Source organism: Streptomyces sp. Sge12 (genome assembly GCF_002080455.1).
Lineage (GTDB): Bacteria > Actinomycetota > Actinomycetes > Streptomycetales > Streptomycetaceae > Streptomyces.
On the sequence record NZ_CP020555.1, the window covers coordinates 7,497,138 to 7,509,431 of the forward strand.

12 protein-coding genes are annotated in these 12,294 nt (G+C 72.9%); 7 read left to right on the plus strand and 5 right to left on the minus strand.

Annotation, left to right across the window (positions count from 1 at the left end):
* Nucleotides 1-53 precede the first annotated feature (53 nt).
* Both B6R96_RS33595 and B6R96_RS33600 read right to left on the minus strand, forming a co-directional pair.
* The gene (locus B6R96_RS33595; protein ID WP_030387800.1) at nt 54-305 is read right to left on the minus strand and encodes an EF-hand domain-containing protein; all 252 of its coding nucleotides are present in this window, start codon (nt 303-305) and stop codon (nt 54-56) included.
* 95 nt (nt 306-400) lie between these two features.
* Nucleotides 401-1,636: a cytochrome P450 gene (locus tag B6R96_RS33600; RefSeq protein WP_081524602.1), complete on the minus strand. Its 1,236-nt coding sequence runs from the start codon at nt 1,634-1,636 to the stop codon at nt 401-403.
* A 215-nt stretch (nt 1,637-1,851) separates the two neighbouring features.
* Here B6R96_RS33600 and B6R96_RS33605 point away from each other — a divergent pair, with 215 nt between their 5' ends.
* A complete protein-coding gene (locus tag B6R96_RS33605) occupies nt 1,852-3,183 on the plus strand; it encodes an MFS transporter (RefSeq protein ID WP_081524603.1) in 1,332 nt (443 codons plus the stop codon).
* Nucleotides 3,184-3,188: 5 nt separating this feature from the next.
* Nucleotides 3,189-4,454, plus strand: coding sequence for an anhydro-N-acetylmuramic acid kinase (locus B6R96_RS33610; RefSeq protein WP_081525377.1), 1,266 nt, complete (start codon nt 3,189-3,191; stop codon nt 4,452-4,454).
* 102 nt (nt 4,455-4,556) lie between these two features.
* Here B6R96_RS33610 and B6R96_RS33615 read toward each other — a convergent pair whose 3' ends face one another.
* Nucleotides 4,557-6,014 carry an amidase gene (locus B6R96_RS33615; protein ID WP_237291592.1) on the minus strand — a complete coding sequence of 486 codons (1,458 nt, stop codon included), beginning with the start codon at nt 6,012-6,014 and terminating at the stop codon, nt 4,557-4,559.
* Nucleotides 6,015-6,418: 404 nt separating this feature from the next.
* On the opposite strand from B6R96_RS33615, the gene gdhA reads away from it, so the two are divergent.
* The gene (gene gdhA / locus B6R96_RS33620; protein ID WP_053174429.1) at nt 6,419-7,822 is read left to right on the plus strand and encodes an NADP-specific glutamate dehydrogenase; all 1,404 of its coding nucleotides are present in this window, start codon (nt 6,419-6,421) and stop codon (nt 7,820-7,822) included.
* A gap of 178 nt (nt 7,823-8,000) precedes the next feature.
* Here the strand turns inward: gdhA and B6R96_RS33625 are convergent, their stop codons facing one another.
* On the minus strand, nt 8,001-8,396 hold the full coding sequence (locus tag B6R96_RS33625; RefSeq protein ID WP_030387791.1) for a hypothetical protein: 396 nt from the start codon (nt 8,394-8,396) through the stop codon (nt 8,001-8,003).
* 306 nt (nt 8,397-8,702) lie between these two features.
* On the opposite strand from B6R96_RS33625, the gene B6R96_RS33630 reads away from it, so the two are divergent.
* The 3 genes from B6R96_RS33630 to B6R96_RS33640 are packed head-to-tail and all read left to right on the plus strand — an operon-like array spanning nt 8,703 to nt 11,253.
* Complete coding sequence (locus B6R96_RS33630; protein ID WP_081524604.1) at nt 8,703-9,581, plus strand: MetQ/NlpA family ABC transporter substrate-binding protein; 879 nt, start codon at nt 8,703-8,705, stop codon at nt 9,579-9,581.
* On the plus strand, nt 9,578-10,594 hold the full coding sequence (locus B6R96_RS33635) for a methionine ABC transporter ATP-binding protein (protein WP_081524605.1): 1,017 nt from the start codon (nt 9,578-9,580) through the stop codon (nt 10,592-10,594). The genes B6R96_RS33630 and B6R96_RS33635 overlap by 4 nt, the downstream gene beginning before the upstream one ends.
* On the plus strand, nt 10,591-11,253 hold the full coding sequence (locus tag B6R96_RS33640) for a methionine ABC transporter permease (protein ID WP_052873549.1): 663 nt from the start codon (nt 10,591-10,593) through the stop codon (nt 11,251-11,253). Before B6R96_RS33635 ends, B6R96_RS33640 begins: the two co-directional genes overlap by 4 nt.
* 248 nt (nt 11,254-11,501) lie before the next feature.
* Here the strand turns inward: B6R96_RS33640 and B6R96_RS33645 are convergent, their stop codons facing one another.
* Nucleotides 11,502-11,735, minus strand: coding sequence for a hypothetical protein (locus tag B6R96_RS33645; protein ID WP_053174417.1), 234 nt, complete (start codon nt 11,733-11,735; stop codon nt 11,502-11,504).
* A gap of 287 nt (nt 11,736-12,022) precedes the next feature.
* Here B6R96_RS33645 and B6R96_RS33650 point away from each other — a divergent pair, with 287 nt between their 5' ends.
* Nucleotides 12,023-12,292 carry a hypothetical protein gene (locus B6R96_RS33650; RefSeq protein ID WP_158721255.1) on the plus strand — a complete coding sequence of 90 codons (270 nt, stop codon included), beginning with the start codon at nt 12,023-12,025 and terminating at the stop codon, nt 12,290-12,292.
* Nucleotides 12,293-12,294: the final 2 nt, after the last annotated feature.

A 12,294-nucleotide genomic window follows, 5' to 3' on the forward strand; every position in this document is an offset into this window, starting at 1 on the left:
GACGGGCCGGCTCAGGCAGTTGGCGGACGGGCTCCCGGGGCGGGGCGCGGGCGCTACCAGCCGAAGCGGCGGTTCACCACGGCCGCGAACTCCTCGAAGGTCAGCACGCGGTCGCCGTTCTGGTCGGCCGCGTCGAAGAGCGCCGAGGACTCGTGGGTGTCCCCGACGCCCCAGAAGGGGATGGCTCCCTGTGCCGCGAGGGTCGGCCCCTTGGAGCGCAGGGCACCGATGACCTCGGCACGGGTCAGAGTGCCGTCCTGATCGAGGTCGAGGGCGTCGAACAGCCGCCGGGCCTTCTCACTCATCGCGTGTTCCTCTCAGCGGTGTACACACCGCCTCCCGGTCGGCGTGTCCTGCACGGAAGGACGCCGTGGGACCCCGCTAGGTTGCTCCGGGCGGGTCACCAGGTGATGTACAGGGCCTGCGGTGAGCGGTGGATCAGCGTGGGCCGCATCCGCGGCGGCGGCCGGTCCGGGTCCAGGCGCAGCTTCGGCATCCGGCGGATGAACAGGTCGAGGGTCAGGCGCAGTTGTTCACGGGCCAGTTGGGAGCCGGGGCAGCCGTGCGGCCCGTGCCCGAAGGCGACGTGCTGCCGGTTCCCGGACCGGGTGATGTCGAACTCCGCCGCCCGCTCGTACCGCTCCTCGTCGCGGTTGGCCGAGCCGTACGCCACCAGCACGGCGGCGCCTGCGGGCAGTTTCGTCCCGGCGAGCGTCACCGGCCGGGTGGTGGTCCGCCGGAAGGCCTGGATGGCGGTGTCGTGCCGGACGGCCTCCTCCACCGCCGCCGGGACCAGCGACGGATCGGCGCGGAGCAGCCGCCACTGCCGCCCCTCGTCCTCGCCGCCGAGCAGGTGCAGCAGCATGGTGCCGATGAGGGCGCTCGTGGTGAGGAACCCGGCGATCAGCAGGTTCTGCAGACTCGTCACCAGTTCGTGGCGCTGTTCGAGGGTGAGTTCGCCGTCACCGGGAGCCAGGGCGGCCACCATGGTCGAGCACATGTCGTCCCGGGGCCGGGCGCGCCGGTCGCGGACGTACCCGTCCAGCAGGTGCTGGAGCGCCACCACGTCCTCGGCGGCGGCCACCTGCCCCTGCGGCGACAGCGGGCGGAACAGCAGTTCCTCGGCCCGGTAGCCGCCGTGCACGGCCGCGGGCACGTCCGCCGGGTCCAGCCCGATCAGCCGTCCGACCACCATCCCGGGCAACCGCCGGGCGTAGGCCTCCACCAGGTCCGCGGACCCGTCGGCCGCGAAGCCGTCCACCAACTCCTGGGCGCACGCGCGGGCGTAGGGCAGCAGCGCCGCCACCCGGGTGGCGGACAGCCCCCGGTTCAGCGGGGCCCGGTGCCGGCGGTGGGCCGCGCCGTCGCTGGACACGACGGTGGGCCGGGGCCCGAACCCCCTGGGCAGGACGCCGAGCGCCGCTTCCGAGAGCGGCATGTCCGGCAGCAGTGAGTTCGCCGAGGAGAAGTCCTCCGCCCGCAGCAGCACCTCCCGTACGTCCCGGTCGCGCGCCACCAGCCACGCGTCGAACTCGGGCACGTACGTCAGCCCCTCGGCCCGGCGGGCCCGGTCGTAGAGGGGATACGGGTCGCGGTACAGCTCGTCGCGCCGCGCCTGGTCGTCGTGCCACGTCACTGGGGCCTCCGGATCACGGTCGGGACCGGGCGGGGGATCGCGGTGCGGCGCCCTCCGGCGCGCCGGGTCATCCTGCCCGAAACCCTTCCGGCCCGGTAGGGCGCCTGCCGTGCGCCGCCCTCCCCGCCCGGCGCGCCCGAGACCCCGGCGGCGCGGTGTACGGCAGATGGCGGAGGGCGCTTGTGGAGCCGCCCGGCGATCAGCACGCTTGATCCATGACCACACCCGTCCCCGGTCCGGTGCGGCCTCCTGCGACAGTCCGGCCGGACGACGCGCGCCGGGCGCTGGTCGCGGGATCCGTCGGCAACTTCATCGAGTGGTACGAGTTCGGGATCTACGGCTACTTCGCCACCGTCATCGCGGCGCAGTTCTTCACCCCGGAGGGCGGCAGCGAGGTGGAGGGGCTCGTCAAGGCGTACGCGTCGTTCGCCCTGGCGTTCTTCTTCCGGCCGGTCGGCGCCGCGGTGTTCGGCCGGTTCGGTGACCGGGTGGGCCGCCGGCCCGCGCTCGTCCTGGTCGTCGGCCTGATGACCGGTGCCACGGCCATGATCGGCGTGCTGCCGACGTACGCCTCGATCGGCGCGGCCGCGCCGTGGCTCCTGACACTGCTGCGGATCCTGCAAGGGCTGTCGGCGGGCGGGGAGTTCGGCGGGGCGGTCTCGGTCATGACGGAATCCGCGCCACCGGGCCGCCGGGGCCTGTACGGGGCCTGGCAGTCGTTCACGGTCGCACTCGGCCTGCTCGCGGGCGCCGCCGTGGCGGTGGTCCTGGCGAGCGTACTGACCACGTCCCAGCTGCACGGGTGGGGCTGGCGCGTGCCGTTCCTGCTGACCCTGCCGCTCGGGCTGATCGCGCTGCGGCTGCGGTTGCGGCTGCCCCCGGAGGAGCCGCCCGCCCCCGCGCCGCCGCCCACCCGCGGGCCCGAGGGCCGGCCCCGGCCGCGGCCGCGTCGCGGGGAGACGGTCCGGGCCGTGCTGCTGGGCGTGGGGCGGATGATGGGCTGGTCGGCGGCCGGATACACCTTTCTGGTGGTCCTGCCCTCCTACTTGCAGAGCACGCTCGGCACCACCTTCCAACGAGCGCTGCTCGGCACGGTCCTGGCGAACCTGGGGTTCGCCGCATCCATCCTGCCCGCCGGAAGGCTGAGCGACCGGATCGGCCGGCGGACGGTGATGGTGGCCGGCGCCCTGCTGGTGGCCGTGCTCGCGCTCCCGCTCCTGCACCTGGTGCAGGACCCCGACGGGCCGGCGTACGCGAAGGGGGCGGCGCTGTTCGCCGCCGGGGCCGGCGTCGGCCTGATGGCGGGTCCGGGGCCGGCGATGCTGGCCGAGATGTTCCCGGCCAGGGTGCGTTGCACCGGGCTCGGCCTGGCGTACGCCCTGTCCAACGCCGTGTTCTCGGGCTGCGCGGGTCTGATCATCACCGAGGTGGTCGCGCGGACCGCGAACGCCGACGTCCCCGGGTACTACGCCGCCGCGACCTGCGCGGTCAGCGTCACCGCGCTGCTGACGCTGCGCGGCGACGACCACGAGCGGGCGCTGCGGTGAGCGCCCTGCGCGTGGTGGGGCTGATGTCCGGCACCTCGTACGACGCGATCGACGCGGCGGCCGCCGACCTCAGCCTCGACGGCGACACGCTCGTGCTCACGCCCCTGGGGATGATCAGCACGGCCTACGACGACGAACTGCGGGCCGACCTGGCCGTGGCCCTACCGCCCGCCGGGGTGGACCTGGCCACGGTGTGCCGGCTCGACACCCGCATCGGGCGGGCCTTCGCCGCGGCGGCGGTGCGAGCGGACGAGGAGCTGTGCGGCGGACGGGCCGACCTGGTGGCGTCGCACGGACAGACCGTCTTCCACTGGGCCGAGGACGGCCGGGTGCACGGCACGCTCCAGATCGGCGAGCCGGCCTGGATCGCCGAGGCGACCGGCCGGCCCGTCGTCTCCGGTTTCCGCACCCGCGACGTGGCAGCGGGAGGACAGGGCGCGCCGCTGGTCAGCATCGTCGACGTGATGTGGCTGCGGGGACGCCCCGGAGTGCCGGTCGCCCTCAACCTGGGCGGCATCGGGAACGTGACGGTCGTACCGGGCGGGGCGAAGGGGACCGGAGGCGAACCGCTGGCCTTCGACACCGGCCCCGCCAACGCGCTGATCGACGCGGCGGTGCGCGCGCTGGCGGGGCGCGACGCCTCGGGCCGGGCGTACGCGATGGACGCGGGCGGAGCCCTCGCCGCACGGGGAACGGTCCACCGGCCGCTGCTGCGAAGGCTGCTGGACGACCCCTACTACGCCCGCAACGCGCCGAAGACGACGGGCAAGGAACGCTTCCACCTGCCGTATCTGCGCGCGGCGCTGGAGGGGTGCGGTCCGCTGCCCGTCGAGGACGTCGTCGCCACGCTGACCCGGCTCACGGCCCGCACCGTCGCCGACGCGATCCGGCCCTTCGGGGCGACCGAGGTGATCGCGTCGGGCGGCGGGACGCGGAATCCGGTGCTGATGGGCCTACTGCGGGAGGAGCTGGGCGGTGAACCGGGCGGTGAACCGGGCGGTGCGGGCCGCTGCGTGGTGCGGTCCTCGGACGAACTGGGGCTGCCCGCGGGGGCGAAGGAGGCGTACGCCTTCGCCGTTCTGGGCTGGCTCACCGCGCACGGTCTGCCGGGCACCGTTCCCTCGTGCACCGGCGCCCGGCATGCGAGCGTCCTCGGCTCGATCACGCCCGGCGGTCCGGGCCTGCGCCTGCCGCGGCCGCCGGCGACGGCGCCGGGCCGGCTGACCGTCGCGAGCGCGCCCGGAACGGGCCGCCCCAAGCACGCGGGGTGATCCGGCCGGACCGGCCGCCGCCTGGTTCCGCCCCGCGGCCTGGTTCCGCCCCGCGGCACCGGCTCAGTCCCGCGGCACCGGCGTGGCGCGCGGGCCGGCACCTCACCCCGTCGGCAGCGGCGGCCGGTGCTGCGCCCACGGCCGGACGGCCTCCAACTGAGCCGCCACCCGCAGGACGCCCACCTCGTCGTCGCGGCGGCCGACCAGCTGCACGGCGAGCGGCAGCCCGTCCGCACCGACACCCGCCGGGACGGACGCGGCCGGATGACCGGTGACGTTCCACAGGGCGGTGTAGGCGACCATCGGGCGGGAGCGCACCATCGCCGTCAGCAGCCCGGCACCGTCCAGCGCCCCCGCGGGGCGGGGGCGCTCGGCGATGACCGGCGTCAGCAGCAGGTCCATGGTGGTGAACATCCGGTCGGCGCGCTCCGCCAGCCGTTCCCCCGCCCTGATCCCGCGCTCCACGGCGGATTCGGGGACCAGCCGGGCCAGGGCGAGCGTGGTGCGGGTCCGCCGCTCGAGCAGGTCGGGACGCTGCACCGCGGCGGCCTCCGCGCGGACACCGCCGCAGAACTGGGCGACGAACGGGGCCGTCGCGTCGGGGTAGCGGGGGTCGACCTCCCGCACGTCGTGGCCCAGTTCGCGCAGCGCCCGTACGGTCTCCAGCAGGGCTTCGACGTGCGCCGGATGCGGGCGCACCCCGGGTACGGCGGGTTTGGCCGAGTAGCCGATGCGCAGCCTGCCGGGCGGCGTCTCCAGGGCCCGTACCCAGCCGGCGGCCGCGGGACCGGGGCCCGGGCCGGCGCTCCAGCGGTCGATGGGGGTGGTGCCGGCGAGTACGTCGTACAGGAGGGCGCTGTCGCGGACGGTCCGGGTCAGCGGGCCGACGGTGCCGAGGGCGTACCAGAGGTGGGGGTTGGGGGCGGTGGAGACGCGGCCGCGCTGGGGTTTGAGGCCGAACAGCCCGCAGCAGGCGGCCGGGATGCGGATGGAACCACCGCCGTCGCCGCCGAGCGCCGCCGGGACCAGGCCGGCCGCGACGGCGGCGGCGCTGCCACCGCTGGAGCCCCCGGGCGTGCGGGTGGTGTCCCACGGATTGAGGGTGCGGCCGTACGCGGCGGATTCGGTGAACGGCCACTGGCCGAACTCGGGCATCGCCGTCTTGCCGATCACGACGGCTCCGGCGGCACGCAGGCGGCGTACGGCCTCGGAATCGGCGGAGACGGGAGTGCGGTTGGCGGCGCCGCCGAAGGTGGTGACCTGCCCGGCGACGTCCAGTTCGTCCTTGACGGCGACGGGCACGCCGTGGAGGGGGCCGGTCGGCTGCTGCGCGTCACGGGCGTCGGCCTCGGCGAGGGCCTGGTCGGCCAGGACGATGCGGAAGGCGCCGAGGCCCGGGTCGGCACGGGCGATACGGCGCAGCGCGGCCTCGACGAGGGCGCGGGAGGTGGTCTTGCCGGCACGTACCTGTTCGGCCTGTTGCTCGACTCCGAGGAACATCAACTCGGTGTCGTCCCGGTCCCGTTCCCTGTCCGCCGCGTCGTCCCTGTCGATGGCCACCACGTGCCCCTCACCCCTTACCTGCCGGTAACTGCGGCCAAGGCTGTCTGCCCGCGGCCCGTGCGTCAAGCACGCGCAGCCCGAACCGGCCGGTGAGCAGCAGGGGCGGGCCCCGGTCGCGGGGTCACCGCGACCGGGGCGGACCGGGTCGTCACGGCCTCAGCTCCGCGAGGCACGGCATGACCTGTCGTCAGCCGCCGCCCGGAACAAGGGCGGCGGCTTTTCCCAGGTGAACGGCCATCGCCCGCTCGTTTTTTGTCCGCAGGGCAGAAGCCTTGCCCAGAGCAGCACCGTGCGGGGTAGCCTCCAGAAAGGGGCCGAGTCCCGGAAAAACTTTTCCGAAAGCGTGCGTTCGCGGCGCGCTGCACTCGAAATCGACCGGTACTCGCGGCTCCTGGCACACCATGGACCTGCCGTCGTCTGCGCACCGCGCACTCCCTGGAGGGACACACGTGAAGGACTCGAAGGACAGGCTGGAAGCACTGCGCGCCGAGATCGAGCGCCGCAATCCCGCACAGCCCGAGTTCCACCAGGCGGTGCGGGAGGTCCTCGAGACCCTGGCTCCCGTCTTCACCGCCCGGCCCGAGTACGCCGACCCGGCCGTGGCCCTGGTGGAGCGGCTCACCGAGCCCGAACGGCAGATCCTCTTCCGTGTCCCGTGGCAGGACGACCGGGGGCGGGTCCACGTCAACCGCGGCTACCGCGTCGAGTTCAACAGCGCGCTCGGCCCATACAAGGGCGGCCTGCGCTTCCACCCGTCGGTGGACATCGGCGTGGTGAAGTTCCTCGGCTTCGAGCAGATCTTCAAGAACGCCCTGACCGGCCTCGGGATCGGCGGCGGCAAGGGCGGCAGCGACTTCGACCCGCACGGCCGGTCGGACGCCGAGGTCATGCGGTTCTGTCAGTCCTTCATGACCGAGCTGCACCGGCACATCGGCGAGCACACCGACGTGCCCGCCGGGGACATCGGTGTCGGCGGCCGTGAGATCGGCTACCTCTTCGGCCAGTACCGGCGCATCACCAACCGCTGGGAGGCCGGCGTCCTGACCGGCAAGGGGCAGGGCTGGGGCGGTTCCGCGATCCGGCCGCAGGCGACCGGGTACGGCAGCGTGCTGTTCGCCGCCGAGATGCTCGCGGTCCGGGGCGAGTCGCTGGACGGGCTGACCGCGGTCGTCTCCGGCTCCGGCAACGTCGCGCAGTACACGATCGAGAAGCTCCAGCAGCTCGGCGCGAACCCGGTGACCTGCTCGGACTCCCAGGGCTACGTCGTCGACGACAAGGGCATCGACCTCGCACTGCTCCAGCAGATCAAGGAGGTCGAGCGGGGGCGCGTGAGCGAGTACGCGGAGCGGCGCGGATCCTCGGCGCGGTTCGTGCCCGGCGCCCGGGTCTGGGAGGTGCCCGCGGACGTCGCCTTCCCCTCCGCCACGCAGAACGAACTGGACGCGCAGGACGCCCGTACGCTCGTCGCGGGCGGGGTCAAGGCGGTCTCCGAGGGCGCCAACATGCCGACCACCCCCGAGGCCGTACGGATCCTCCAGGAGGCCGGGGTCGCCTTCGGGCCCGGCAAGGCCGCGAACGCGGGCGGAGTGGCGGTCAGCGCCCTGGAGATGAGCCAGAACGCCGGGCGGGTGGCCTGGGGCGCCCAGCGCGTCGAGGACGAGCTCGCCGCCATCATGCGTTCGATCCACGCCGTTGCGCACGAGACCGCCGAGCGGTACGGCGCGCCGGGGGACTACGTCACCGGCGCGAACATCGCCGGCTTCGAGCGGGTCGCGGACGCGATGCTCGCACAGGGCGTCATCTGATTCCGCGACCGCGGCGCGGGCGCGGCCTCGGACCGGTCGGCCGGGGGGCGGACCGGCCGGCAGGCCGCACCCGCAGGCACCCTTGAGGTCCTCGGGTGCCCCGAGCCGGCACGTCCCGGATTCCGGGGCGTGCCGGCAGCGCCGTCCGGCGCCGGGCACCGGCCGCCGTGACGCGGGGTCAGAACACGACGACCGTGAACGGGTTGTCCGCGTAGTTGCCCCTGAGGTCGTAGGTGTAGACCGTGACGGAGTCCGGGCCGCAGACACCGTTGGGGGTGGTGCTGAAGCTGCGGCGGTTGGAATTGGGCAGCTCGACGGAGACGACGCTGAACGCCAGGTTGACCTCTTCGCTGACATTCACGCAGTACCGGCCGGTGTTGACGTGACGTACCCAGTCGATGTTCTTCGCCCGCCTCAGCGCACCGGAGGCGGAGACGTCCGCGGCGGCCTGGACGTACGGGGAGGTGATCGGCCTCGGGTCGGCCGCGGCGGCGGTCGTGGCGGCGGTCGCGGGGACGGCGAGCGCTCCGGTCAGCGCGACGGCGACTGGCAGTACGGGGATGAAACGGTGCATGACTGATACTCCCGGCGAGGCGTCCTGCAGCGGGTTGCGGACGATCCATCCACACTCGACCGGCGCGCAACCCGGTGCGTTCGCCACGCCGATCCGGCCTGGGCCAACCGGTACCGAAGGTCACCCGGGTGGCCGGACGGTACGGCCGTCGGGGGCATCGCCTTCGCCCGTTCGCGCACGCGAGCGGGCCTCTTTCATTCATTGCAGATTCATGAAGAGAACCTTTCATTCGAAGGTCGAATGATGATCTCGATCTACGATCCATTTATCCCTTTGTTTGGCCTTCCTCTGCACATGGATCACACAATGATTTCTGCACTGCCGCGTCGACGTACCCTGCTCGCCGTATCCACCGCCGCCGCCCTCACGCTCCTCGTGTCCGCCTGCGGCGCCGGAGGCACGGACGAGCACCGCATCAGGGTCGGCGTCTCGGGCGACTCCCCGGAATGGGACGTCCTCGCCAAGGAGGCCAAGAAGCAGGGCCTGACGGTCGAAACGGTCGTCTTCGACGACTACTCGCTCCCCAACAAGGCCCTCAGCGCCGGTGACATCGAGCTCAACGCCTTCCAGCACCTGGTGTTCCTGGCCCAGTCGAACACCGAGAACAAGACCGACATCGCCCCCATCGCGGCGACCACCGTGGTCCCCCTCGGCCTCTACTCCCGCAAGCACAAGCAGCTCACGGACCTCCCCGACCGGGCCGAGATCGCCCTCCCCAACGACCCGGCGAACCAGGGCCGTGCACTGCGCGTACTGGAACAGGCGAAGCTGATCGAGCTCCGCAAGGAGGCCGGCCTCTTCGCCACCCCCGACGACATCACCGCCGACCCCAAGCACCTCAAGCTCACCCCGGTCAACGCCCAGCAGACCCCCCGTACGCTCCAGGACGCGGACGCCGCGGTCATCAACGACGGCGTCGCCGAACTCGCCGGCATCAAGGCCGACACCGCACTGTTCAAGGACGACCCCACCGCCCCGCAGTCCGTCCCGTACCTCAACGTCATCGCCGCCCGCGCCGACCGGAAGGACAACGCCGACTACCGGAAGGTCGTCGAGCTCTACTCCTCCCAGGCCGTCCAGGACGAGGTACGCCGCACCAGCAACGGCACCGCACACCACGTGGAGCTGCCCGCCGCCGACCTCCAGGCCGAGGTCGCACGCATCCAGAAGCAGCTGGCACGATGACCGCCGCCGTGGAACTGCGCGACGTCGCCAAGGAGTTCCCGGGCGGATCGCGCGCCGTCGACGGCGTCAGCCTCCGCGTCGAAGCGGGCACCGTCTTCGGGGTCGTCGGCCACAGCGGCGCGGGCAAATCCACCCTCCTGCGCCTGGTCAACGGCCTGGAAGAGCCGACCTCGGGCAGCGTCCTGCTGGACGGCCAAGACCTCTCCTCCCTCGGCGAGCGCCGCCTGCGCCCCATCCGCCGGGAGATCGGCATGATCTTCCAGCAGTTCAACCTCTTCCGCTCGCGCACCGTCCTGGGCAACGTGCTCTACCCGCTGCGCCTGGCCGGCACGGACCGTGCGACGGCCCGCGCCCGCGCCGAGGAGACGTTGGACTTCGTGGGCCTCGCCGGTCACGGCGACCGCTACCCCGAGCAGCTCTCGGGCGGCCAGCGCCAGCGTGTCGGCATCGCCCGCGCGCTCGCCACCCGCCCCAAGGTGCTCCTGTGCGACGAGGCGACCTCCGCCCTCGACCCGCAGACCACCGGCGAGGTCCTGGCCCTGCTGCGCCGCATCAACCGCGAGCTGGGCGTCACGATCCTGCTCATCACCCACGAGATGGAGGTCGTGCGGACCCTGTGCGACCGCGTTGCGGTGATGGAGAACGGCAAGGTGGTCGAGAGCGGCGAGGTGTACGAGGTCTTCGCCCGGCCCCGGCACGCGACCACCACCGCCTTCGTCCGCTCCGCGCGGCACAGCGAACCGGACGCCGAGCTGCTGGAACGACTCGGCGCCCGCCACCCCGGCCGCTTGATCACGGTGCCCGTCGCGGACGGCCGCCCCGCTCTGGACGGCCTCTCGCAGCTCCTGCACACCCACGGCGTCGACTTCACGCTCGTCCACGGAGGCGTGGGCGAGGTGCGGGGGCGCCCCCTGGGCAGCGTCACCCTGGAGCTGCGCGGCGAGACCGAAGCCGTCGAAGCGGTGGTCGCCGGACTCACCGTCGCCGACCGCGTGGAAGCGGGCGCCCGATGAAGGCGGACTGGAGCACCTTCTGGCCCAAGGTCCTCGACGCCACCGGCGAGACCGTCTACATGGTGCTCATCACCCTGGCGCTGTCGACGGTCGGCGGGTTGGCGGTGGGCCTCACCCTCTACGCGACCCGCAAGGGCGGTGTGCTGCCGAACCGGGTCGTCCACGCGGTGCTGGGCTCGCTCATCAACATCATCAGGCCCGTCCCGTTCATCATCGCGATCGTCGCGCTCGCGCCGGTCACGCGCGAGGTGGTCGGCACGATGATCGGCACGAACGCCGCGATCTTCCCGATGACGGTCGTCGCCACGTTCGGCGTCGCCCGCATCGTGGAGTCGAACCTGCTCTCCGTCGAACCCGGGGTGATCGAGGCCGCCCGCTCCATGGGTGCGAGCCCGCTGCGGATCCTGCTCACGGTTCTGGTCCCGGAGGCGCTGGGCCCCTTGGTCCTCGGCCTGACGTTCATGCTGGTCGCACTGATCGACTTCTCGGCGGTGGCCGGCACGGTCGGCGGCGGAGGCGTCGGCAACCTGGCGATGACCTACGGATACCTGCGCTTCGACACCTCGGTGATGGTGGTGACGGTGCTCGTCCTGATCGTCCTCGTACAGTCGGCGCAGCTGCTCGGCAACGCGGTGTCCCGCAAGGTGCTCCGCCGCTGACGGGGGACGCGGGGCCGCCCGTACCAACAGGGCCGTACGGCAGCCGAGAGGCGCCGGCGGTGGCCCGTTCGACGTTCTCGTTCGTCGTCGAACGGACCAGGGGGATCGCGCGGCCGTTGGCGTCCCGGCCGGAGGTTCCCACATCGGCCTGCCTGCATATCTGGAGATGAACCGGACGAAGCGCGGCAGGCGGCTCGGGGAGCGGGCCCCGGCAGCCGTGCACGTCCTGTGCGCGCAGATGCCGGTGGTCAGCGGCGGCGGTTGAGCTCACCGGGCGGGGTGTACAGCCGGCGCGCGGGGGACATTTTGTCGAAGCGGGCCTGCTGCCGGGCGTGTTCTTCCGTCCGCAGCCCGTCGAGGTTCTTCGTCCGTGTGGCCCTGTCGCTCCAGAGCAGGAACGCGACGAGCGCGGCGACGGGCAGTCCCAGACACGCATAGAAAACGAACAAGCCGTTCATGGCCCCCCTGGCGAAGATCAGCAAGCCTGCTGAGTCTGCTGGCGGCACGGTCCGGCAGTCAAGACCCGCCCGCCCCCGTGCCGTTCGGGCGCCACGGCGGACGAACTTGCCGGCGCCGCCACCGGGTGCGCCCGTTCACTGCCTTCCCTCCTTCGAGCGGGAACGGACTGCCTTCGGGTTCATGTCCCGCCTGAGGGGCAGTGACACGTCGGGGCCGCGCCCGTACGCCGCGCGACGGTCCGGGGCCCCCGACAGCGGAGAGCGGACACGGAGGAGCCACCATGAAACGCGTTGTGTCACTGATCAGTTGCATGGCTGTGAGTATCGGCCTGGCGGTCGCGGGTGCCACCCCGGCGGCCGCCGATCCGTACGACTGCCGTACGTGGTACCAGTCCAGCACCACCGCCGCAGGCACCTGCACCAATGGAACCGGAGAGTTCCGCGTCTACACCCGGTGCGACAGGTTTCTCGCGAGGGACTACACGGTCTACGACCCGACCTGGCGGCGCGTGGGCACCACGAGCACGGCCATCTGCCACAGCGGCGGCAAGCCGTACGGCGCCGGTATCCAGGTCCACTAGGA

Bases quoted from the DNA above. Each gene is read 5' to 3' on its own strand.
- B6R96_RS33625 (WP_030387791.1), bottom strand. From the start codon at position 8,396: ATGCACCGTTTCATCCCCGTACTGCCAGTCGCCGTCGCGCTGACCGGA.
- B6R96_RS33605 (WP_081524603.1), top strand. From the start codon at position 1,852: ATGACCACACCCGTCCCCGGTCCGGTGCGGCCTCCTGCGACAGTCCGG.
- B6R96_RS33640 (WP_052873549.1), top strand. From the start codon at position 10,591: ATGAAGGCGGACTGGAGCACCTTCTGGCCCAAGGTCCTCGACGCCACC.
- B6R96_RS33635 (WP_081524605.1), top strand. From the start codon at position 9,578: ATGACCGCCGCCGTGGAACTGCGCGACGTCGCCAAGGAGTTCCCGGGC.
- gdhA (WP_053174429.1), top strand. From the start codon at position 6,419: ATGGACCTGCCGTCGTCTGCGCACCGCGCACTCCCTGGAGGGACACAC.
- B6R96_RS33650 (WP_158721255.1), top strand. From the start codon at position 12,023: ATGGCTGTGAGTATCGGCCTGGCGGTCGCGGGTGCCACCCCGGCGGCC.
- B6R96_RS33630 (WP_081524604.1), top strand. From the start codon at position 8,703: ATGATTTCTGCACTGCCGCGTCGACGTACCCTGCTCGCCGTATCCACC.
- B6R96_RS33595 (WP_030387800.1), bottom strand. From the start codon at position 305: ATGAGTGAGAAGGCCCGGCGGCTGTTCGACGCCCTCGACCTCGATCAG.